21 protein-coding genes are annotated in these 21088 nt (G+C 67.5%); 9 read left to right on the top strand and 12 right to left on the bottom strand.

Features of this window, described 5'->3' with window-relative positions; translation table 11 throughout:
- Positions 1 to 119: 119 nt before the first annotated feature.
- Entirely contained in the window at positions 120 to 881 is a 762-nt protein-coding gene (locus tag WFK98_RS23210) for an SDR family oxidoreductase (protein ID WP_266341190.1), read from the bottom strand.
- Positions 882 to 1036: 155 nt separating this feature from the next.
- Here WFK98_RS23210 and WFK98_RS23215 point away from each other — a divergent pair, with 155 nt between their 5' ends.
- Positions 1037 to 2065 carry an L-idonate 5-dehydrogenase gene (locus WFK98_RS23215; RefSeq protein ID WP_336801951.1) on the top strand — a complete coding sequence of 343 codons (1029 nt, stop codon included), beginning with the start codon at positions 1037 to 1039 and terminating at the stop codon, positions 2063 to 2065.
- Positions 2066 to 2294: 229 nt separating this feature from the next.
- Here the strand turns inward: WFK98_RS23215 and WFK98_RS23220 are convergent, their stop codons facing one another.
- Complete coding sequence (locus WFK98_RS23220) at positions 2295 to 2738, bottom strand: hypothetical protein (protein WP_336801952.1); 444 nt, start codon at positions 2736 to 2738, stop codon at positions 2295 to 2297.
- A gap of 283 nt (positions 2739 to 3021) precedes the next feature.
- Between WFK98_RS23220 and WFK98_RS23225 the strand changes: the two genes are divergently transcribed.
- The 3 genes from WFK98_RS23225 (at position 3022) to WFK98_RS23235 (ending at position 5298) form a co-directional block, all read left to right on the top strand.
- The gene (locus WFK98_RS23225; RefSeq protein WP_266341187.1) at positions 3022 to 3549 is read left to right on the top strand and encodes an HPP family protein; all 528 of its coding nucleotides are present in this window, start codon (positions 3022 to 3024) and stop codon (positions 3547 to 3549) included.
- A 64-nt stretch (positions 3550 to 3613) separates the two neighbouring features.
- Positions 3614 to 4540, top strand: coding sequence for an ABC transporter ATP-binding protein (locus WFK98_RS23230; protein ID WP_266341186.1), 927 nt, complete (start codon positions 3614 to 3616; stop codon positions 4538 to 4540).
- The gene (locus WFK98_RS23235) at positions 4537 to 5298 is read left to right on the top strand and encodes an ABC transporter permease (RefSeq protein WP_266341185.1); all 762 of its coding nucleotides are present in this window, start codon (positions 4537 to 4539) and stop codon (positions 5296 to 5298) included. Before WFK98_RS23230 ends, WFK98_RS23235 begins: the two co-directional genes overlap by 4 nt.
- 19 nt (positions 5299 to 5317) lie before the next feature.
- Here the strand turns inward: WFK98_RS23235 and WFK98_RS23240 are convergent, their stop codons facing one another.
- Together WFK98_RS23240 and WFK98_RS23245 are read right to left on the bottom strand one after the other, a co-directional pair.
- Entirely contained in the window at positions 5318 to 5722 is a 405-nt protein-coding gene (locus WFK98_RS23240; protein ID WP_336801953.1) for a hypothetical protein, read from the bottom strand.
- 28 nt (positions 5723 to 5750) lie between these two features.
- Positions 5751 to 6131: a YciI family protein gene (locus WFK98_RS23245; RefSeq protein ID WP_336801954.1), complete on the bottom strand. Its 381-nt coding sequence runs from the start codon at positions 6129 to 6131 to the stop codon at positions 5751 to 5753.
- Between the two features lie 189 nt (positions 6132 to 6320).
- On the opposite strand from WFK98_RS23245, the gene WFK98_RS23250 reads away from it, so the two are divergent.
- Complete coding sequence (locus WFK98_RS23250) at positions 6321 to 7958, top strand: Na+/H+ antiporter (protein WP_336801955.1); 1638 nt, start codon at positions 6321 to 6323, stop codon at positions 7956 to 7958.
- A gap of 311 nt (positions 7959 to 8269) precedes the next feature.
- Here the strand turns inward: WFK98_RS23250 and WFK98_RS23255 are convergent, their stop codons facing one another.
- On the bottom strand, positions 8270 to 9037 hold the full coding sequence (locus WFK98_RS23255) for a glucose 1-dehydrogenase (RefSeq protein WP_266341181.1): 768 nt from the start codon (positions 9035 to 9037) through the stop codon (positions 8270 to 8272).
- 309 nt (positions 9038 to 9346) lie between these two features.
- Between WFK98_RS23255 and mgrA the strand changes: the two genes are divergently transcribed.
- Entirely contained in the window at positions 9347 to 10354 is a 1008-nt protein-coding gene (gene mgrA, locus WFK98_RS23260) for an L-glyceraldehyde 3-phosphate reductase (protein ID WP_266341180.1), read from the top strand.
- 101 nt (positions 10355 to 10455) lie between these two features.
- On the opposite strand, the gene WFK98_RS23265 is transcribed toward mgrA, so the two are convergent.
- Positions 10456 to 11172, bottom strand: a complete 717-nt coding sequence (locus tag WFK98_RS23265; protein WP_266341179.1) for a FadR/GntR family transcriptional regulator — start codon at positions 11170 to 11172, stop codon at positions 10456 to 10458.
- 110 nt (positions 11173 to 11282) lie between these two features.
- On the opposite strand from WFK98_RS23265, the gene araD reads away from it, so the two are divergent.
- Positions 11283 to 13028, top strand: a complete 1746-nt coding sequence (araD, locus tag WFK98_RS23270) for an L-arabinonate dehydratase (RefSeq protein ID WP_336801956.1) — start codon at positions 11283 to 11285, stop codon at positions 13026 to 13028.
- A gap of 127 nt (positions 13029 to 13155) precedes the next feature.
- Positions 13156 to 13674: a L,D-transpeptidase family protein gene (locus tag WFK98_RS23275; RefSeq protein ID WP_336801957.1), complete on the top strand. Its 519-nt coding sequence runs from the start codon at positions 13156 to 13158 to the stop codon at positions 13672 to 13674.
- A gap of 69 nt (positions 13675 to 13743) precedes the next feature.
- Here WFK98_RS23275 and WFK98_RS23280 read toward each other — a convergent pair whose 3' ends face one another.
- The 3 genes from WFK98_RS23280 to WFK98_RS23290 all read right to left on the bottom strand — a co-directional run bounded on the left by WFK98_RS23280 (position 13744) and on the right by WFK98_RS23290 (position 16151).
- Complete coding sequence (locus WFK98_RS23280; RefSeq protein WP_336801958.1) at positions 13744 to 14331, bottom strand: hypothetical protein; 588 nt, start codon at positions 14329 to 14331, stop codon at positions 13744 to 13746.
- Positions 14328 to 14966: a YjbE family putative metal transport protein gene (locus WFK98_RS23285; RefSeq protein ID WP_266341175.1), complete on the bottom strand. Its 639-nt coding sequence runs from the start codon at positions 14964 to 14966 to the stop codon at positions 14328 to 14330. The genes WFK98_RS23280 and WFK98_RS23285 overlap by 4 nt, the downstream gene beginning before the upstream one ends.
- Before the next feature lie 183 nt (positions 14967 to 15149).
- Positions 15150 to 16151, bottom strand: coding sequence for an aldo/keto reductase (locus tag WFK98_RS23290; RefSeq protein ID WP_336801959.1), 1002 nt, complete (start codon positions 16149 to 16151; stop codon positions 15150 to 15152).
- Between the two features lie 276 nt (positions 16152 to 16427).
- Between WFK98_RS23290 and WFK98_RS23295 the strand changes: the two genes are divergently transcribed.
- Entirely contained in the window at positions 16428 to 17657 is a 1230-nt protein-coding gene (locus WFK98_RS23295) for a cyclopropane-fatty-acyl-phospholipid synthase family protein (protein WP_336801960.1), read from the top strand.
- Positions 17658 to 17669: 12 nt separating this feature from the next.
- Here WFK98_RS23295 and WFK98_RS23300 read toward each other — a convergent pair whose 3' ends face one another.
- Genes WFK98_RS23300 through WFK98_RS23310 form a run of 3 tightly spaced genes read right to left on the bottom strand, consistent with a single transcriptional unit; the run spans position 17670 to position 21080 of the window.
- A complete protein-coding gene (locus tag WFK98_RS23300; RefSeq protein WP_336801961.1) occupies positions 17670 to 18776 on the bottom strand; it encodes a DUF1513 domain-containing protein in 1107 nt (368 codons plus the stop codon).
- A complete protein-coding gene (locus tag WFK98_RS23305) occupies positions 18766 to 19869 on the bottom strand; it encodes an imelysin family protein (RefSeq protein WP_336801962.1) in 1104 nt (367 codons plus the stop codon). The genes WFK98_RS23300 and WFK98_RS23305 overlap by 11 nt, the downstream gene beginning before the upstream one ends.
- Positions 19866 to 21080 (bottom strand): di-heme oxidoredictase family protein, encoded by a 1215-nt coding sequence (locus tag WFK98_RS23310; protein ID WP_336801963.1) that lies wholly within the window; start codon positions 21078 to 21080, stop codon positions 19866 to 19868. Before WFK98_RS23310 ends, WFK98_RS23305 begins: the two co-directional genes overlap by 4 nt.
- Positions 21081 to 21088 lie beyond the last annotated feature (8 nt).

A 21088-nucleotide genomic window follows, 5' to 3' on the forward strand; every position in this document is an offset into this window, starting at 1 on the left:
GTCAAGGCTGTCTCCCGCAGCGGCATTGCACGGGAGGCGTGCATTGAAAGGAGCGCGGGCGTCGAAACGACCGCGCTGCTTCGTTTCAAGCGCGAGGTGGGCGGCGTTCGCGGCCTGGCCTAGAGGCTGGCGGTGATGCCGCCATCGACATAGAGGATGTGGCCGTTGACGAAGCTCGACGCGTCGGAAGCGAGGAAGATCGCCGCGCCCGCCAGTTCCTTGACGTCGCCCCAGCGTCCGGCCGGCGTACGGTTGGCGAGCCAGGCCGAGAAGGTCTCGTCGGCGACCAGCGCGGCGTTCAGCTCTGTCTTGAAATAGCCGGGGCCGATGCCGTTGACCTGGATGCCGTAGCGGGCCCAGTCGGTCGCCATGCCCTTGGTCAGCATCTTCACCGCCCCCTTGGTGGCCGTGTAGGGCGCAATTCCCGGCCGCGCCAGTTCGCTCTGCACCGAGCCGATATTGATGATCTTGCCGCGGCCGCGCGGGATCATGCGGCGGCCGACCGCCTGGCCGACGAGATAGACGCTGTCGATGTTGGTCGCGGTGATCTTGCGCCAGGCCTCGAGCGGGAAGTCCTGCAAGGGCGTGCGGTGCTGCATGCCGGCATTGTTGACGAGGATGTCGATCGGGCCGATGTCGGTCTCGATCGCCTCGATGCCGGCGGTCACCGCGTCGGGGTCGGTGACGTCGAAGGCGGCGGCGTGGACCTCGTAGCCCTTCGCGGCGAGGGTGGCGCGCGCCTGCTCCAGCCGGGCCTCGTCGCGGGCATTGAGGACGATGCGCGCGCCGGCGGAGGCGAGCGCCTCGGCGACGGCGAAACCGATGCCCTTGCTGGCGCCGGTGACGAGGGCCAGTCGGCCCGAAAGGTCAAACAGGTTCACGCTTTCACTCCCCGTGGCGGATTTTTTGCTGCGGCGAGTGGGATCGATAACAGCGTTGCTGTCAAGACGCCGGCCAACTGGCCGGGCGCCGCCCGGCTTGCGCTTGGCGGCGTTCCTGATATCGATAACAAAAAATTCGACAGGGAGAGAAGCCGATGCGCGCCGTCGTCATTCACGCCGCCCGCGATCTTAGGGTCGAGGAGCGGGAAACCGGGGCGATGGGGCCGGGCGAAGTCACCGTCCGCATCGAGGCCGGCGGCATCTGCGGATCGGACCTGCACTATTACCAGCATGGCGGTTTCGGCACGGTGAAGCTGCGCGAGCCGATGATCCTCGGCCACGAGGTCGCCGGCACGGTCGCCGCCGTCGCGCCCGACGTCACCCGCGTCAAACCGGGCGACCGCGTCGCCGTCAATCCCTCCCGTCCCTGCCGCGCCTGCCGCTATTGCTACCAGGGCCTGCCGAACCAGTGCCTGAACATGCGTTTCTATGGCAGCGCCATGCCGATGCCGCACATCCAGGGCGCGTTCCGGCAGGAGCTCGTCTGCATGGCCTCGCAGTGCGAGAAGGGCGACAAGGCTTCGGTCGCTGAGCTGGCGATGGCCGAGCCCTTCGCCGTTACGCTGCATGCTCTGTCGCGGGCGCCCTCGCTGCTCGGCCAGCGCGTGCTGGTCACCGGCTCCGGTCCGATCGGCGCGCTGGTGGTGGCGGCGGCCCGCTTCCACGGCGCGGCCGAGATCATCGTCACCGACGTCGTCGACGAGCCGCTCGCCTTTGCCCGCGAATTGGGTGCCGACCGCACCATCAACACGGCGCGCGAGCCTGAGGCGCTGGCGGCGCTTGCCGTCGACAAGGGGAGCGTTGGCGTGATGTTCGAATGCTCCGGCAACCAGCAGGCGCTGCGCTCCGGCCTCGACGTCGTCCAGCCGCGCGGCACCATCGTCCAGGTCGGGCTCGGCGGCGAGCTGTCGCTGCCGCAGAATGTCGTGGTCGCGAAGGAGGTCGTGCTGACCGGCTCCTTCCGCTTCCACGACGAATTCGCGCTCGCGGTCCGCCTGATCGACGAGCGCAAGGTCGATCTCCGGCCGCTGCTCACCGGCAGCTTCGGCATCGAGGAGGCGCGGGAGGCGTTCGAGACCGCCGGCGACGGGCGCCGGTCGATGAAGGTCCAGCTCGCCTTCTGAGCGTTTTCGAGCGAAGCGGATACCGGTTCGCGTGAAGAAGGCGCGACCAAACAGCTTTAGCTAACCGTGGCACGCGACTTGCTTTGATAGCTTGCCCGGATCGTGCGTCCGGGTCTTCGGTCGAGTGACGGGCTTCCGCGCTCCCGAGGGGTAGGTGAGGCGTTTCCGGTGGCAGGTGTCGGGGGGCATGTGCCGGCGGAGACGCCCGCCTGTCTCGCCAGGCCGGGCCCTAGCGGCGCGGCCGGCGCGGGGCTTCCGGCCTGTGCCGTTCCTCGTGCCAGTCGTCGTCTTCGTCCTCGTCGTCGAATTCCGGATCGTGCTCGGGGTCCCAGTCGGGATCCTCCGGATGCTCGTCGTCCTCTTCGTCGGCGTCGTGGTCTTCCTCGTCCTCGTCATCCGGCTCGACCCGGCGGGGCCGCCGCGACAGGTAGCGCAGGATGCCGCCATTGATCGCCAGCGCCAGGGCGAGCAGCAGGAAGTTGAGGATCGGGCTGGAGCTGTCGATCCACCAGGTCAGCAGGACGCTCCAAGGCAGGCCCAACACCAGGCCGAGCACGGCGGCAAGCGGGTTTTCGGCGACGATGCCGAACGAGCTCAGCGGCACGAGCAGCAAGGCGAAGATGGCCCAAGCCACATAAATCAGGAAGAGAATGCGGATCAGGCGCCAGCGCATGGTCGTTTCGGTGAATGGATCGGGATCTCGCCCTCGGGCGCGGCCGGACGGAAAGATGCCGCCGCCTGAGGCAATTTTAGGCGGTTCTGCTTTCCAGAATCTTTCGGGCATCTGAACCGGCTAAACCCGCTGTGGCCCGGCGCGGTGATCATCGGCTGCGATGGGCGCTTTTCGCGTTTCGGTGCTTTTCTAGATCGTGGTTGCTCGTTTTTGCGCCGCGGCTCGCGTAAAAGGGCGAGCCCTTTTCGCTGGGCGTCCGCTTTCTCCTGTTTCCGGCAGCGCCATGCCCCGTCGTCTCCATCATTTCGTCCATCGCCATGAAGCGCGCGTCGGCAACACGCTGACGCATCTGAAATCGGGCCTGGGCGGCGCCATCGGCATCGGTGCGGTCGGCGCGGCGGCGACGCTAACGCATGAGCCGTTCCTGATCGCGCCGTTCGGCGCATCGGCGGTGCTGCTGTTCGGCCAGCCGCACAGCCCGCTGGCCCAGCCGGCGAACGTGATCGGCGGCTATCTCGTCGCCACGCTGGTGACGCTGCTGGCGCTGACGGTCTTTCCGGGCGCCTGGGTCGCGGCGGCCGCCGGTGTCGGCATCGCCATCGCGCTGATGTCGATGCTGCGCATCACCCATCCGCCGGCCGGCGCCATTCCCATCCTCGCCGCCACCTCCACCATCCAGGGAGGCACGCTGCTCGGCGTCGTGCTCGGCGGCAGCATCGGCCTCGTCGGCGTCGCCTCGCTGCATCACTGGCTGCCGCCCCGGCACGAATATCCGAAGCGCCGCCCGGCCAAGGATGTCGCCGCTCCCTGAGATTTGGGTGCGATGTTGCATAATTCCCGCCGAAAAGCCGTCCGCCTCGGCTATCATCGGCGTCATGCAGAACATTATTTCCGTAGCGAATCTCTCGAAGGTCTACGCGTCAGGCTTCGAGGCGCTGAAGGACGTGACGCTCGAAATCCGCCGTGGCGAGATCTTCGCGCTGCTCGGGCCGAACGGCGCCGGCAAGACGACGCTGATCAGCATCATCTGCGGCCTCGTCAATCCGTCGACGGGCACCGTGCTCGCCGACGGCCATAACGTCGTCACCGAATATCGCGCCGCCCGTTCGCGCATCGGCCTGGTGCCGCAGGAACTGACGACCGACGCGTTCGAGACCGTCTGGGCGACCGTCAGTTTCAGCCGCGGCCTGTTCGGCAAGCCGCCGAACCCGGCGCTGGTCGAAAAGATCCTGCGCGAGCTGTCGCTCTGGGACAAGAAGGACTCGCGCCTGCGCACGCTCTCCGGCGGCATGAAGCGCCGCGTGATGATCGCCAAGGCGCTGTCGCACGAGCCCGAGATCCTGTTCCTCGACGAGCCGACCGCCGGCGTCGATGTCGAGCTTCGGCGCGACATGTGGGAGGTGGTGCGGCAGCTGCGCGAAAGCGGCGTCACCATCATCCTGACCACCCATTACATCGAGGAAGCCGAGGAGATGGCCGACCGCATCGGCGTCATCCATCGCGGCCAGATCATCCTGGTCGAGGAAAAGGCCGAATTGATGCGCAAGCTCGGCAAGAAGCAGCTGACGCTGCAATTGCAGGAGCCGCTCGCCAACGTCCCGGGCGGCCTCGACGCTTATGGCCTGGCGCTCGCCGATGGCGGCAACGAGCTGGTCTACAGCTACGACGCCGACGCCGAGCAGAAGGGCATCGCCGACGTGCTCGGCGCGCTCGGCAGGGCCGGCATCCATTTCAAGGATCTGCAGACGAGCCAGCGCTCGCTGGAAGAGATCTTCGTCAGCCTGGTGAGTGAGCGGTCATGAACGTCTATGCGATGCGCGCGATCTATCTGTTCGAGATGGCGCGCGCCGGCCGCACCGTGCTGCAGAGCATCGTCGCGCCGGTCCTTTCCACCTCGCTCTACTTCATCGTTTTCGGCGCGGCGATCGGCTCGCGCATGCAGGAGATCGACGGCGTCGGCTTCGGCTCGTTCATCGTGCCGGGGCTGATCATGCTGTCGCTGCTGACGCAGAGCATCTCCAACGCCTCGTTCGGAATCTATTTCCCCAAGTTCACCGGCACCGTCTACGAGGTGCTGTCGGCGCCCGTCGCGCCGTTCGAGATCGTCGTCGGCTATGTCGGCGCGGCGGCGACCAAGTCGATCATCCTGGCGCTGATCATCCTGGCGACAGCCGGGCTGTTCGTGCCGATCGAGATCCAGCATCCGTTCTGGATGTTCGCCTTCCTGGTGCTGACGGCGGTGACCTTCAGCCTGTTCGGCTTCATCATCGGCATCTGGGCCGACGGCTTCGAGAAGCTGCAGCTGGTGCCGCTCCTGATCGTGACGCCGCTGACCTTCCTGGGCGGCAGCTTCTATTCGATCTCGATGCTGCCGCCGGCCTGGCAGACGGTCGCCCTGTTCAATCCCGTCGTCTACCTGGTCAGCGGCTTCCGCTGGAGCTTCTTCGGCACCGCCGACGTCAATATCGGCATCAGCCTCGGCATGACGCTGGTTTTTCTCGTCGTCTGCCTGGGGATCATCACCTGGATCTTCCGGACCGGCTACCGACTGAAGAACTGAACGCGGAGCGCCGCGCGGATCAGCGCGCGGCGTCGCGACCGGCGGCGATCGCCGCCTCGATGCCGGGCGCGGCGTCGTCGCGATACCAGTCGATCATCCGGCGAATGTCGGCCTCGGCCGGCCGGGCCTCCGCGCCGCCGATCAACTCGGCCCCGGCCTCGGCCATGGCGACAAGGATGCGCGCCGCCTCCGGCACATAGGGCCGGTCCGCGCCGGCGTCGTGCCGGTCGCGGATGATCTGGTAGCGGATGGTCTCCGGCAGCGTCCAGGCGCTGACGAGGAAGTCGTGCACGCTGACCTCCTGGCCGCGGATGTCGAGGGTGGCTTCGCGGTCGGACGGCGCAAAGCCGGTTGCCTCGATCCGCTCGCAGGTGTCGATCGCCGCGTTCAGCATGGCGCGGACGAGATTCCAGTCGGTGGTCATCTTGGCGGTCCTGTTGGGCGGATGCGTCTCAGACGGTCTCGGTCGCTTCCGGCAGCGTGCCCGGCAGGAACAGCGAGATCGGGCGCAGTTCGTAGGCGCCGCCGGGATTGGCGCGGGTGAGGTCGCGCGCCACGTCGAGCGCCGCCTCGCGGTCGGCGACATCGATGATGTAGAAGCCGAGCAGTTGTTCCTTGGTCTCGGCATAGGGGCCGTCTATGACCCGTCCCGAGTTCTTCAGCAGCGTCGTCGCCGCCTCGGTCGGCCTGAGCCGCGCCGTCGGGCCGAGCTGTCCGTTGCGGGCGAGCTTCTCGTGCACGCCGTGCAGACGGGCCATGACGGCGTCGTCCTCCTCCTTGGTCCAGCCGGTGACGATTTCCTCGGAGTGGTAGCAAAGGATGGCGTAGAGCATCGGACGGTTCCTCCTGCCGCGAAAGCGGCTCACTATGCCTGAAGCGCGTCGCCGGTTCGAATTGTTCTGCACGCTTGGCCGATCCGGCGCGGATGGTCGCGAAAAAGTCGAACTGCCGCTGTCCTTAGGCGTCGGACCGCGCGTCGCGCGCACGCTACCGTTCTACCGAAATCCAGGACCTGCGGGCCAGTGGACACTATCACGATCGTTCTCGTGCTCCTGCTTGCCGTGGTGGTCAGCGAGTTCCTGTCGCGCATGCTGCGATTGCCGATCCCGCGTCCGCTGCTGCAGATCGCGCTTGGCGGCGCCATCGGCCTGGTCGCCGATTTCCGCGTCACGCTCAATCCGGATATCTTCTTTCTGCTGTTCCTGCCGCCGCTGCTGTTCCTCGATGGCTGGCGCATCCCGAAGGAGGAACTGGTACGCGACGCCAGGCCGATCCTGGCTTTGGCGCTCGGCCTCGTCGTCTTCACCGTGCTCGGTGTCGGCTTGCTGATCAACTACATGGTTCCGGCCATGCCGCTCGCCGTCGCCTTCGCGCTGGCCGCCGTGATCTCGCCGACCGACCCGATCGCCGTCTCGGCCATTGCGTCGCGCGTGCCGATCCCGAAGCGGATGATGCACATCCTCGAAGGGGAATCGCTGCTGAATGACGCGTCTGGCCTGGTCTGCCTGCGCTTCGCCATCGCCGCCGCGCTGACCGGCACCTTCTCGATCTATGACGCGACGCTGAACTTCATCTGGCTGGCGGTCGGCGGCCTCGGCGTCGGCTTCGTCGTGACCTGGGTCATCAACGCCGCCAAGAACTGGGTCGCGCGCCATTATGGCGAGGACGCGGGATCGCAGATCCTGGTCAGCCTGCTGATCCCGTTCGCCGCCTATCTCCTGGCCGAGCGCCTCGAATGTTCGGGCATCCTCGCGGCGGTTTCCGCCGGCCTCACCATGGGCCTCAGCGAAACCTCCGGCCAGGCGATGGCGACGACGCGGGTTCGCCGCAGCACCGTCTGGGACATGATCCAGTTCGCCGCCAACGGCATCATCTTCGTGCTGCTCGGCGAGCAATTGCCGGCGATCCTCCACAGCGCCGCCGAGACGGTCCGGCTCACCGGCCATCACGAGCCGGGCTGGCTGCTGATCTATGTGCTGGCGATCAACCTGGCGCTGGCGGTGCTCCGCTTCGTCTGGGCCTGGGTGTCGCTCAGCCTTGCTCTACTGCGGGCGCGCCGGCGCGGCGTCGTCATCCAGCGGCCGAGCTGGCGCTTCGTGGCGGCGATGTCGCTCGCCGGCGTGCGCGGCGCCATCACGCTCGCCGGCGTGCTGACACTGCCGCTGTTCCTCTATGACGGATCGCCGTTTCCCGCCCGCGACCTCGCCATCTTCCTGGCGATGGGCGTGATCATCCTGTCGCTCGTCGCTGCCAGCATCGGCCTGCCGCTGCTGCTGCACGGCCTGCAGCTGGAGACCAACACCACCCAGCGCGCCGAGGAGGACCGGGCGCGGACGGCCGCCGCCGAAGCCGCCATCGCCGAGGTCGAGCGGGTCCAGCATGAGCTCGGCGAGGGCAAGCCGGATGCGGACATCTATGTCGCCGCCGCGGCACGGATCATGGATCTCTACCGCGCCCGCATCGAGGCGCAGTCGCGCGTCGGTGACGACCCGGCCCTGGCGCGCCAGATCGAGGCGATCGAGGCGCGCCTGCGTATCGCGGCGCTCAAGGCCGAGCGGATGACGATCTACCGCCTGCTGCGCACCCGCAAGATCGGCAGCGAGACGGCCCGCAAGCTGGTGCGCGAGCTCGACCTGATGGAATCGCGCTACGAGGGGTGAGGGAGTTTTACCTCTCCCATGGGGAGAGGTCGACGGCCGCAAGCCGGCGGGTGAGGGGATGCGTCCTCACCGGATGGGCTCCAACCCCTCACCCGGCTCTTCGAGCCGACCTCTCTCATGGGAGAGGCGAAGGGCGGGGCGTGTTCGGAAGCAGACCCTCACCCCAACCCTCTCCCGCTCGCGGGAGAGGGAGTCCGTCGGTGCGTGCGGCCTTGGGCTCCCCGTCGATGAAGGCTACCGGCCAGACCCTCTCCCGCTCGCGGGAGAGGTAGGGTGAGGGCCTTGCATGTTCCTCGAGGCTAGCCGTCGTTCTAGACCACCGCCGTCACGCCGCCGTCGACATAGAGGATGTGGCCGTTGACGTAGCTTGACGCGTCGGAGGCGAGGAAGACGGCGGCCCCGGCGAGCTCCGGCGTGTCGCCCCATCGCCCCATCGGCGCGCGCTGCGCCAGCCAGGCGTTGAAGCTCTCGCTTTCGACCAGCGCCCGGTTCAGCTCGGTCTTGAACCAGCCCGGACCGATGCCGTTGACGTTGATGCCGTGCTTGGCCCATTCCGCACACATGCTCTTGGTCATCATCTTGATGGCGCCCTTCGAGGTCGAATAGGGCGTGATGGTCGCGCGGCCGAGTTCGCTCGTCACCGAACAGATGTTGATGATCTTGCCGCGCCGGCGCGGGATCATCTTGCGCGCCACCGCCTGGCCAACGAGGAAGGCGGCATCGACGTTGGTCGCCAGCACCTCGCGCCACTGCTCCAGCGTGAAATCCTCCAGCGGCAGCCGCTTCTGCATGCCGGCATTGTTGACGAGGATGTCGATCGGGCCGACGTCGCGCTCGATGGCCTCCACGGCGTTCGCGACGGCGCCGGGATCGCAGACGTCGAAGACCGCGGTCGAGGCGTTGAGGCCGGCGGCGCGCAGTTCGGCCGCTGCCGGTTCGAGCGTGGCGGCGTCGCGGCCGTTGAGCACGACGGTGGCGCCGGCCTCTGCCAGCCCGCGCGCGATGGCGAAGCCGATGCCACGGCTGGAGCCGGTGACGAGCGCGACACGGCCCGTCAGGTCAAAGAGTTTCGTCGACATGCAGTCCTCCCGATCGGCGGTTTCTTCCGCCCGTTCTCTCCCGTCTGCGTTGATCGCATCCCCGGTCGCGCCGCGCAACGCGGCGTGGCGGGGGCGATGCGGCCGCGCCGGCTTCGTCCAATCCGGCGCCGGAAGCCACCGGCGTCGAGAATCCCGGGAGCGAATAGTTCGGACCCTGAGGGAAACGCGGCGCCATGCTTGACGTTGCGGATGGGAGACCCCAGAATTGTCACATCGTTTGACGATTTCGGTGCATGCGCGTTCGTTCCCGGCCCGGGTGCGCGGCGCTGCGCACCTTGAGGATTCACCATGGTCTATGAAGCTGCCGCCCATCGCTACGACGCGATGAAATACAATCGCGTCGGTCGTACCGGCCTGAAGCTGCCGGCGATCTCGCTCGGCCTCTGGCATAATTTCGGCTACGACGGCAAGGTCGAGACGATGCGGGCGATGTGCCATCGCGCCTTCGATCTCGGCATCACCCATTTCGATCTCGCCAACAATTACGGTCCGCCGCCGGGAGCGGCCGAAGCGTTCTTCGGCACGATGGTGACGGGCGATTTCAGGCCCTATCGCGACGAGATGATCATCTCGTCCAAGGCTGGTTATCTGATGTGGCCTGGCCCCTATGGCGAATGGGGCAGCCGCAAATACCTGATCGCCAGCCTGGAGCAGAGCCTGAAGCGGATGAAGCTCGATTATGTCGACATCTTCTATTCGCACCGCTTCGATCCCGAGACGCCGCTGGAGGAGACGATCGGCGCGCTCGATTCGATCGTGCGCCAGGGCAAGGCGCTCTATGTCGGCATTTCCAGCTATTCGTCGGCGCAGACGACCGAGGCCGCGGCGATCGCCCGCCGTCTCGGCACGCCGCTCGTCATCCACCAGCCGCGCTATTCCATGCTCGACCGCTGGACCGAGAAGGACCGGCTGCTCGACACGCTGGAGACCGAGGGCATGGGCTGCATCATGTTCTCGCCGCTCGAGCAGGGCGTGCTGTCGGACCGCTACCTGAACGGCATCCCGGCCGACAGCCGCGTCACCCATTCGCAGGCGTTGCGCCAGAGCGTGCTTTCCGCGGCGAATCTGGAGCGGGTGAAGGGGCTGAACGAGATCGCCAGGGCGCGCGGCCAGACGCTGGCGCAGATGGCGCTTTCCTGGGTGCTGCGCGACGGCCGCATGACCTCGGCGCTGATCGGCGCCAGCAAGGTCAAGCAGATCGAGGACGCGGTGGCGAGCCTCGCCAATCCGACCTTCACGGCGGAGGAACTCGCCGCGATCGACGCGCTCGCGATCGACGGCATGCTCAAGGGCTGACGCCCGTTCGGCCCGGCCATTCCGCCCTTCGCCGGCGGGATGGCCGGCATCGCGCACTGGCGCGGAGTGGTGACGTCTTGTATAATTAGGTTACAAGTCGATCACCGATCCCGACGAGCGTCGGTCAACCTGCGGCGAGCCTCGACGAGATGGAACTTCGTATAGAGCGCGGCCTGGTCGGCCTGCTGGCGGGCGATCGCATCGACGATGTTGCGGTGTTCCTCGACGATGGTGCGCCGCCGCTCCTCCGAGCCGAGGCGGGTCATGTTGAGGGCGCTGCGCATCCAGTCCTCGATGCGGCCTTTCAGGCTTTCGAGCACGGCCGGGAAGACTTCGTTGCCGGTGGCGTTGGCGATGGCGAGGTGGAAGGCGAAATCCTCCTCCAGTCCCGCCTCGCCGGAGAGAAGCGCCTGCTCGAAGGCGGCGAGCCGCGCCTCGATCTCGGCGAGTTCGCCGCTGGAGCGGCGCTCGGCCGCGAGGCGGGCGCATTCGGTCTCCAGCGCGATGCGAACCTCGGTGACGCGCAGCACGCTCGCGACCTGTTCCGGCGGGGTCGATGCCAGCAGCCCGCCCGGCGGCTTGTGCGAGACGAAGGTGCCGGCGCCCTGGCGGGCGATGACCAGGCCATCGGCCTGCAGCCGCTGCAGCGCCTCGCGCACGACCGGCCTCGACACCTCGAACGCCTTGCAGATATCATTTTCCGACGGCAGCCGGTCGCCGGCGGCGAAGGTGCCGGAGACGATCTGCTCCAGGATCTGGCCGTAGAGGATATCGGCGAGCTTTTCACGCCGCGCCGGCTTCAGTTGCAGATCGACCATCCGCCTCTCGCTTTCCTGTCGCCCCGACTCACGCCGCCAAAGGTTGCCGAGGGTAACCCCGGCGCGACATTTTTCCGAATAGCCGCCACCGACCGCCAAGGATCGCCCGCATGACCTCGCAGAAGCCGGAACCGAAAGCCAAGCGCCCGATCGAAAGTCTGCGCAGCCAGCGCTGGTTCGGCGCGGCCGACCTGCGCTCCTTCGGCCATCGCTCGCGCACGCTGCAGATGGGCTACGCCTATGAGGAGTTCATGGGCAAGCCGGTGGTCGGCATCATCAACACCTGGTCCGACATCAACCCCTGCCACGCGCATTTCCGCCACCGCGTCGAAGAGGTGAAGCGCGGCGTCTGGCAGGCGGGCGGTTTCCCGATCGAACTGCCGGCGATGTCGCTGGCCGAGAATTTCGTCAAGCCGACGACCATGCTCTATCGCAACTTCCTCGCCATGGAGGTCGAGGAGCTGCTGCGTTCGCATCCGGTCGACGGCGCGGTTCTGCTCGGCGGCTGCGACAAGACCACGCCGGCGACGATCATGGGCGCGATCTCGATGGACCTGCCGACCGTGTTCCTGCCGGCCGGCCCGATGCTGCGCGGCAACTATGCCGGCAAGGTGCTCGGCTCCGGTTCCGACGTCTGGAAATACTGGGCCGAGAAGCAGGCGGGCCGCATCGACGACACGGAGTGGCGCGCGATGGAATCCGGCATCGCCCGCTCGTTCGGCACCTGCATGACGATGGGCACCGCCTCGACCATGACGTCGCTGGCCGAGACGCTCGGCCTGTCCTTGCCCGGCTCGTCGTCGATCCCGGCGCCGGATTCCGCCCATTCGCGCATGGCGGCGGAGTGCGGCCGCCACATCGTCTCGATGATTTTCGATGACTGGAAGCCGAGCGATATTCTCACGGCGGCGTCATTCGAGAATGCGCTGGTGGTGCACATGGCGCTGGCGGGCTCGACCAACGCCATGGTGCACCTGATCGCCATGGCGGGCCGCGCCGGTATTCCGCTGACGCTCGAGGATTTCGACCGCGTCGCCCGCGACATCCCCGTGCTCGCCAATCTGCGCCCCTCCGGCGAATGGCTGATGGAGGACTTCTACTATGCCGGCGGCCTGCCGGCGCTATGGGCTGAACTGCGCGAGCATCTGGACCTTTCGGCGAAGACCGTCACCGGCACGCTCGCCGACGCCGTCGCGACGGCGCGAAACTACAATCCCGACGTCATCCGCCCGTTCGAAAACCCGATCTCCGACGAGGTCGGCACGGCGATCCTTTCCGGCAATCTGGCGCCGGACGGCTGCGTGATGAAGCCGTCGGCGGCCGAGCCGCGCCTCCTGAAGCATACCGGTCCGGCGCTGGTGTTCCGCGATTACAACGAGATGTCGGCGATGGTCGACCGCGACGATCTCGAAGTCACCGCCGACACCGTCCTCGTGCTGCAGAACGCCGGCCCGGTCGGCGGCCCCGGCATGCCGGAATGGGGCATGCTGCCGATCCCGAAGAAACTGCTGAAGCAGGGCGTGCGCGACATGCTGCGCATCTCCGACGCGCGGATGAGCGGCACCAGCTATGGCGCCTGCATCCTGCATGTGTCGCCGGAATCGCATATCGGCGGTCCGCTCGCCGCGGTGCGGACCGGCGATTTGATCTCGGTCGATGTCGAGGCGCGCTCGATCCACCTGCATGTCGACGATCTCGAGATCGCCCGCCGTCTCTCGACCTTCACCCCGCCGTCGCGCGACTATCCGCGCGGCTATAACAAGCTGTTCGCCGCCCATATCCAGCAGGCGCATCTCGGCTGCGATTTCGACTTCCTCGAAGGCACGGAAAAGCTGCCGGAGCCGGAAATTCACTGAAGCTGGCCGGCCGCAACGCGCCGCCCGGACGAAATCGCTAGCCTTTTCATCCCGTTGACGGTCTGATGGCCGCGTCGCAACGCGTGTCGAGGTTGGTGTGCGAGGCTGGATTCGAGGGCTTTCCGTCATGGCGATACTGGTCGCCGGTGTTCTTGGCTATCACAAGGGCATGGCGCGCATCGGGTCGGGCACGCCGCCGGTGATGGTCGCGGCCGAGCAGCAGGCGGATCGTATCGTTGTCGACAAGTCGGACCGGCGGCTCGAACTCAGGCGGGGTGAAACCGTGCTCGCCACCTACCGGATCTCGCTCGGCGGCGCGGGCGATGCAGGCCCCAAGCAGCGCGAAGGCGACCAGAAGACGCCGGAAGGGGTCTATGCCATCGACTGGCGCAACCCCAACTCGATGGCGCATATCAGCCTTCACATCTCCTATCCGAACGCTGCCGACCAGGCGGCGGCCGACGCGGCCGGGTATTCGCCGGGCGGCAACATCATGATCCACGGCCTGGCGAACGGATGGGGCTGGTTCGGGCCGCTGCACCATCTCTGGGACTGGACCGATGGCTGCATCGCCGTCACCAATTCCGAGATGCGGGAGATCTGGTCGAAGGTGCCGAATGGCACGCCGATCGAGATCCGGAGCTAGAGCGTCTGCGAGCGAAGTGATTGCCGGTTCGCACGAGCAAAACGCGATCGAGCACGAGCCGGCGGTCGTCTAGCTCATCCAGCGCCACCAGAATTCGCCGTAGAACAGTACCCAGAAGGTGGCGAGCAGCATCAGCCGGCGCCGGAGGTCGAGCCGGCGGCGGAGCAGGGCGCTGATCGCGGCGACGATGCTGGCCGCCAGGGCGAAGCGGGCGAGTCGCACGGGGATGGTGATGCCGAAGAAGAGAAGGGCGGTGAGGCCCTCCTTGCCGGCGGCGACGGCGTAGACCTTGTAGGGAATGCCGGTCACCGAGCCCTTCAGCATGGCGAGCGGCCAATCGGCCATGGCCATGCCGGCCATTCCGGTGGCGATCATCGCCGGCGAGACGAAGGGCACGGCGGCGAGCAGCCGGGTCGCGGCGGCGGGGTCGGAAACGCCGTAGCGCCACATCACCAGGCCGCCGCAGGCCGCGCCGATCGCCGCCGCCAGCGCGGCGCGAAGCGCGACGCGGAGGCCGAGCGCAACGGCGATGAAGGTAAGCAGCACGTCGGCGACGATGAAGAACAAGGTCGCCTCGGCGAAGCCCCAGGCGAAGGCGGCGGCGATGGCCGCCAGCGGCAGCGCGAAAGGACGGGCGCTCGGCGGCGCGGCGCTCAAAACACCCCGACGACGTCGGCGAAGTGGAACACTTCGAGGCCGCCGTCCCAGATCATCTTGAACGCGATGCCGGCGATGACGACGAGGCCGACATAGGCGATCCAGGGCATCCGCTTTAGCAACCTGGCGACGAAATTGGCGGCGACGCCCATCAGCGCGACCGAAAGCACGAGGCCGATGATCATCACCCAGGTGTGATGGCGGGCGATGCCGGCGACGGCCAGCACGTTGTCGAGCGACATCGAGACGTCGGCGACGACGATCTGGGTGATCGCCTGGCGGAAGGTCTTGCCGCCGGCTGCGCCCTCGGCGCTGGCCTCCGCCAGCTCGGCCTCGACGTCCACCTCGTGATTGCCGGAGCGGATCTCGCGCCAGAGCTTCCAGCACACCCAGAGCAGCAGGATGCCGCCAGCCAGCGTCAGGCCGATGATGGCGAGCAGCTTGGTGGCGAACACCGCGAAGATGATGCGCAGGACGGCCGCGGCGGCGATGCCGACAATGATCGCCTTGTTGCGGACTTCCTTCGGCAGCCCGGCGGCGGCCATGCCGACGACGATCGCATTGTCGCCTGCCAGCACCAGGTCGGAAAGGACGACCATCGCCAGCGCGACAAACTCGGCAGCAACGAAATCCATCGGGGATGAAGCCTCGGGCGGAGCAGAAGGAGATGAGGCACATCTGGGGTAGGGAAGCCCGAATGTCCAGCAAAAGCTTGGAATTCGGCCTATTTCGCCGCAGTCCCCGTGTGCCTTTTGCCGGCAGCGGGCCGGCGGTGGCGAGGCGTGTCACCGCCTCGCCGTAGGATCGACGCGGTCGTCTCAGGCGGGGACGGGCGACGCTTCGTCGATCAGGCGTTCGGTCTTCAGGTCGCTCCAGAGCGCAGCCGGGATCTCGGCTCGCCACCAGGCGAGGATCTGGGCCAGTTCGGCACGCGAGCGCGGGCCGGGGATGACGCTGGAGACGACCGCGCTGCCGAGAGGGAAGCGGAGCGCGGCCGCCGGCAGGGCGACGTTGTGGGCGTCGCAGACTCGGGCGATCGCCTGCACGCGGTCGAGCACGGCCTGCGGCGCGCGGGCGTAGTTCCAGGTGTCGCGGCCGACGAGGATGCCGGAATTGAACGGTCCACCGACGACGATGGTGGTGCCGGCCTTCTCGCAGAGCGGGAACAGGGTGTGGAGCGGTTCCTGCTCCAGCAGCGTGTAGCGGCCGGCGAGCAGGACATTGTCCCACTGGCCATGCTGCATGGCGGCGGCGACCACCTGCCATTCGTTGACGCCGAGGCCGATCGACTTGACCGCGCCCGAGGAGCGCAGCCGGTCGAGCGCCTTGTAGCCGCCTTCCATCGCGGTCTTGAACAGCTCCGCATGGGCCGCCTCGCCATGCGTGACGGCGCCAATGTCGTGCATGTAGAGCAGGTCGATATGGTCGAGGCCGAGGCGCTGCAGGCTGTCCTCGAAGGAGCGCATCACGCCGTCATAGGAATAGTCGTAGACCGGCTGGAACGGCAGCGGCTCGTACCAGCCGTCATTCGCATCCTTCGGCGTCGTGCGCGGCTTCAGCAGCCGGCCGACCTTGGTCGAGAGCGTCCAGCCGCTGCGGGCGCGCAGTGCGTCGCCGACGGCGCGCTCGGATTTGCCATAGCCGTAGAAGGGCGCCGTATCGACATAGGTTATGCCGGCGTCGAGCGCGTCGGCGATGATGCCCGACCCTTCCGCCGACGTGATCGGCGGCGAGAAGTTGCCGCCGAGCGTCCCCGCGCCGATTCCGAGCGTGGAAAGGCGGGCCGCGGTGCGGCCGGCGGGCCGGGTCTCGATGGACATGTTGATTCTCCTGGCAATGGGCGTGTCGCCGGGCATCCGGGTCGGCACAAGTCGGAAGGCGGGGGCTGTGTTGCGCGTTGCCGGAAGGCAATCAAGAGGTTCGCCGGTGAACGCAGTCCTCACCGGCGAATTTAGCGGCGCGGTGGCGGGGCCGCAAGCAACCTGCGGCCCGTGGGCCGCTTGCGCAGGCGATCCGTCACCGCCGGCTCAACGCTTTCCGGTTGCACAAAGCCGCCCCAGCGGCTTTGATCCGATGAAACGATCGGGGGAATGCGCATGCGCCTGTTGTCTCATCTTTTGAAGCGTTTCGTGCGCAATGGCCGCCTCACCGTGCTCGATCACGAGAACACGCGGCACGTCTTCGGCTCCGGCGAGAACGGACCAGACGTCACCATCCGCCTCACCGACAAGAAGGTCGAGCGCGAGATCTTCCTGAACCCCGAACTGAAGACGGCCGAGGCCTATATGGATGGCCGCATGACCGTCGAGAATGGCGGCACGGTGTTCGACTTGCTGTCGCTGTTCTCCGTCAACCGATCCGGCCTCGCGGCGCATCCGGTGCAGAAGGGGTTGCGCCGGGCGTGGCGCGCGTTGCGCCGCCAGCAGCAGCGCAACACGATTTCGCTCGCGGCCGAGAACATCAAGCATCACTATGACATCCCGCCGAAGTTCTACCGGCTGTGGCTGGATGACACGATGACCTATTCCTGCGCCTATTATTCCGATCCGGATATCGGCCTCTACCAGGCGCAGATCGACAAGCTTCGCCACATCGCCGCCAAGCTGAAGCTCGAGCCCGGCATGCATATCGCCGAGATCGGCTCGGGCTGGGGCGCGCTCGCGACCTTCCTGGCGCGCAACTACGACGTTCGCGTCACCTCGGTGACGCTGTCGCCCGAACAACTCGCCGTGGCGCGGGAGCGGGCGGCGGCCGAGGGCGTCGCCGACAAGGTGACCTTCCTCGAGAAGGATTATCGCCATCTCGAAGGCAGCTATGACCGTGTCGTGTCGATCGCCATGATGGAGGCGATCGGCGTCTCGAACTTCGACAATTATTTCGAATCGATCCAGCGGCTGACCAAGCCGGGCGGCTTCGCCCTCGTGCATTGCATCGGCCGCATGTCGCCGCCCGGCACCACGGCGCCGTTCATCCGCAAGTACATCTTCCCCGGTGGCTATGTGCCGGCGCTCTCGGAGGTATTCGCCTCGCTGGAGCGGACGGGCACCTGGTGCGCCGATCTGGAGAGCCTGCGGCTCCACTACTACTGGACGATCCGCGACTGGCGGCTTGCCTACGAGGCGAAGCGCGACGAGGCCGTCGCCATGATGGGCGATCGCTTCTGCCGGATGTGGGATTTTTATCTGGCCTCGGTCGAGCTCGGCTTCCTGCACGGCTCGAACTTCGTGTTCCAGATGCTGCTTTCCAAGAAGCGCGACGATGTGCCGGTGATCCGCGACTACATCGTCGACGAGGAACGCCGGCTCGCCGCGGTGAACGCGCAGTAGGCGCTTTCGCCGCTAGATGCGGCGCAGGTGGTTGTCGAACTGCTCGACGTGCCGCGCGACCGGGGCGAGGCCGCCGGCCTTCGCCTGCATGACGCGGCCGTCGCCGGCGGTGGCGAGGAAGGTGTCGCCCTCGGTCGCCGCCACGCCGCAGCCATCCGGCAAGGCGACGACGTCACGAAGATCGCCGCTCGTCGCGTCCCAGAAGAACACCTGGCCGCCGATCGGCGACGAGGTGGCGATGGTGCCGCCGTCGCGGCTCGCCACCACGGAGCCGATATAGTTGCGCGCCAGAGGCGCGACGCCGTCCGGAAACTCCATCAGCCTGGCCTTGCCGTCCTTGCCGATGCGGCCGACCAGCGGCGGCCGGACGCCGCGCTCGCCTTCCCACTGGCAGCCGAACCAGACCGAGCCGGCGCCGTCGAAGGTCATGTGCCGCATCGATAGCCGGTTCAGCGACGCGTCGAGCACGGTCTCCTCGAGGAGGTCGCCGGTCTCGCTGTCGATCCGCACGATCGAAGGGCGCATGTCGGCGAGGTTGAGCTTCTGCCGGCCATAATCCGGATGGGTCTCGATGCCGCCATTGGCGATCACCAGCGTGCGGCCGTCGGGCGCGAGCAGGATCTCGTGCGCGTCCATGCCGTGCGTCTCGAATTCGCCGATCCGCTCGTAGCCGCCGCTGGCGTCATAGACGCCGATCACGCCGCGCGAGCGCTCGCCGTTGAAGTGGTTCTCGGTGGCATAGAGCAGGCGGCCATCGGCGGAGAAGATGCCGTGGCCGAAGAAATGATGGCCTTCGGGCGGGGTGATCGTCGCGAGCGGCTCGCAGGAGGCGACGTCGACGATCACGGCGAAATAGCCGGGCCGCCGGGCGAAGACGGCCAGCCGTTCCCTGGCCGGGTCGATGGCAATGTCGTGGCCGCGGCCGGCGAGCTTCATGCGGCCGATGATGGCGCCGCGCTCGTCGAACAGCACCAGTTCGTGCTGGCGCGGGCCGACGCGGACGGAGGAGACGAAAACCTGCCGATCCGCGGCGCCGCCCGAATCCTCCCGAGCAAACGGAAGGATCGCGCGCAGCGCGCGACCCGCGAAGGCCCGGAAGCCGGCCGTCTCAGTCGCCATCGAGCGCATTGAACCCCGGCGAGATGCCCGCCGCCTCCGCGAACCGGAAATTGAAGATGTCCTCGATCGTCTTCAGGACATCGAAGGCGTGCTGCAGCCTGGCGTAGCTGGCCGGGTCGGCGAGCGCTTCCGCCCAGGGCTTGCCGACATCGATCGACTGGCGGAAGTCGGTCATCGCGGTTTCGGTCGCCGCGAGCAGCGTCGCCGCCTGGTCGGGCGTCAGGCTGAAGACGTCCGATTGCTCGACCAACTGGTCGAGCGCGTCGGCGGACGCGTTCAGATAGACGAAGCTCTCGCCAGATTTGACGAAGGCGCCGCGACCGGGCTTGGCGGCCTCGATCGATTTGCCGAGCGCCGGCAGCAGGCGCTGGTCGCGCATCTGCTGCAGGCCGGTGACGACGGCTTTGAGGATCTCGACCAGCGGCTCGGTTGCGTCGCGATAGACGATGTTGGCGCCGCCCGGGCTCAGCATTAGGTCGCGCCAGCCGCCCTCGCGGGTCCATTCCGTGACGGCCTCGCTGGCGATCAGATTGAGGTTTTCGGCAATGCGCAGCGCCAGTTCGCAACGATAGGCGGCGCTCTCCGCGTTGTCGGATGCGCCGAAGACCAGCGCCTCGAAAGCGGGCATGCCTTGCACGGCGGCGCTCTTACGGGCGATGGCGCCGGGTTCCAGCAGCGCCGGATCGGGCTTGGCCAGGATCTGGCGCAACTGGCGCGTACCGGTGCCGTGCGGATCCGGCAGGAAGGAGAAGCGCTCCAGCCGGGCCTTTTCCGCCATCGGGCCGAAGCGCAGGAAATCGACGCGCGCCCAGGCCTGCAGCACGGCGGTGAAGGCGGCGCGAACCTTGTCGTCGGGGGCGCTCGCCGGGTTCTTGCAGCTTTCCTGCATCGCCCCGACCAGCTTGCCGGTAGCCGCCTGCAGGTTCTCGTAGGCGGGGATGAAATAGCCGGAGATCGCCTTTTTCGCGACGGCCATCAGCGCCTCGGTGCTGGGGCCGGGCTTCGTCGCCGCGTCGGTCGATTGCGCGAGGGCGCGCCGGGCCGCGAGCAGCAGGGGCGACATCAGCAGCAGGCGTTTGGTGATCGCGATCATAGCGTTTCCAGATAGGCGACGAGCGCGGCCTGGTCGGCCGCCACTAGGGCTTCATAGCGTGTTTTCGCGGCCATGGCTTGGCCGCCATGCGCGCGGATCGCCTCATCCAGCGTCGCGGCACGGCCGTCATGCAGGAAGCGGCGGTCGGCATCGCGACGGAAGGCCAGCGAGATGAGCGGGGCTGTGCGCCATTCCGACGAGGTGACGCCCGGTTCGCCCACACCGTCATCGAGACCGGGACCCATGTCGTGCAGCAGGAGGTCGCTGTAGATCGAAACCGTGCCGCCGCCCCTGGCCGGCAGGCTCGGCACATGGCAGGCGGCGCAGCCGGCGGCCGCGAAAATGGCGGCGCCGGGCGGTGGCGGCTCGACCGGCTTCGGCGCAGCCAGGCTTTTCAGATAGGCGTTCAGCAGCCGCACCATCTCGGACGAGATTTCCTCATTGTCGAAGGTCGGGCTGCGGCCATCCGGGGCGGCGAGGCAATCCGGCTCCGCGCTGGTGCAGTCGCCATGCGGATAGGGCGCCCGCGGGCTCGACATGCCGATATCGAGCATGAAGGCGTCCGACGTCATCTGGCTCAGCGTCGGCGCCGAGGCCTTCCAGCCATAGCGACCGAGCACCGGCTTGCCGTCGACCGCGATGAAATGCGGCCGGCCACCAATGCCGTCCGGATGGGACTTGTTCTGCTCCGCGCGGGCGAGAACGGCGGCCTCGTCGACCTTTTCGATCAGGCCGATTCCCCGCAGCGACGGCGCCTGCCGGGGCCCCAGACGCGTCTCCGGCGCGAGGTCCCCCCGGCCGGGCGCGAAGATGACGGCGAGCGGGTGGCCGGTGACCTCCGGCAGGGCATAGGTGACCGCGCCCTCGCTGATCAGGCCGGAGACGGCGCGCGGCTGGATCTGTCGACCATAGACCGGGTCGGTCACGCCATGCGCGTCGCCGAGCCGGGTCGCGAGGCCACGCTGCGCCAGCGTGCCATCCTGGAGCGGCGTGATCTTGGCGGAAAGCGCCTTGCCGGAATGGCAACTGGCGCAGCTCTTCTCGTTGAAAAGCGGTCCGAGCCCGTCATTGGCAAGCGTCGAGGAGGGCGCCTGCACCCAGATCCGGTCGAACAGCGCCTTGCCGATCGCCGCGTCAAGGCGGTTGTCGGCGGCGATGGCGGGCAGCGCGGTGAAGAAGGCGAGCGCGAGCAGCGCGTGACGCGGGCGCATCGGCAAGA

It is taken from the genome of Kaistia sp. MMO-174, from assembly GCF_037147815.1.
Taxonomy (GTDB): Bacteria; Pseudomonadota; Alphaproteobacteria; order Rhizobiales; family Kaistiaceae; genus Kaistia; species Kaistia nematophila.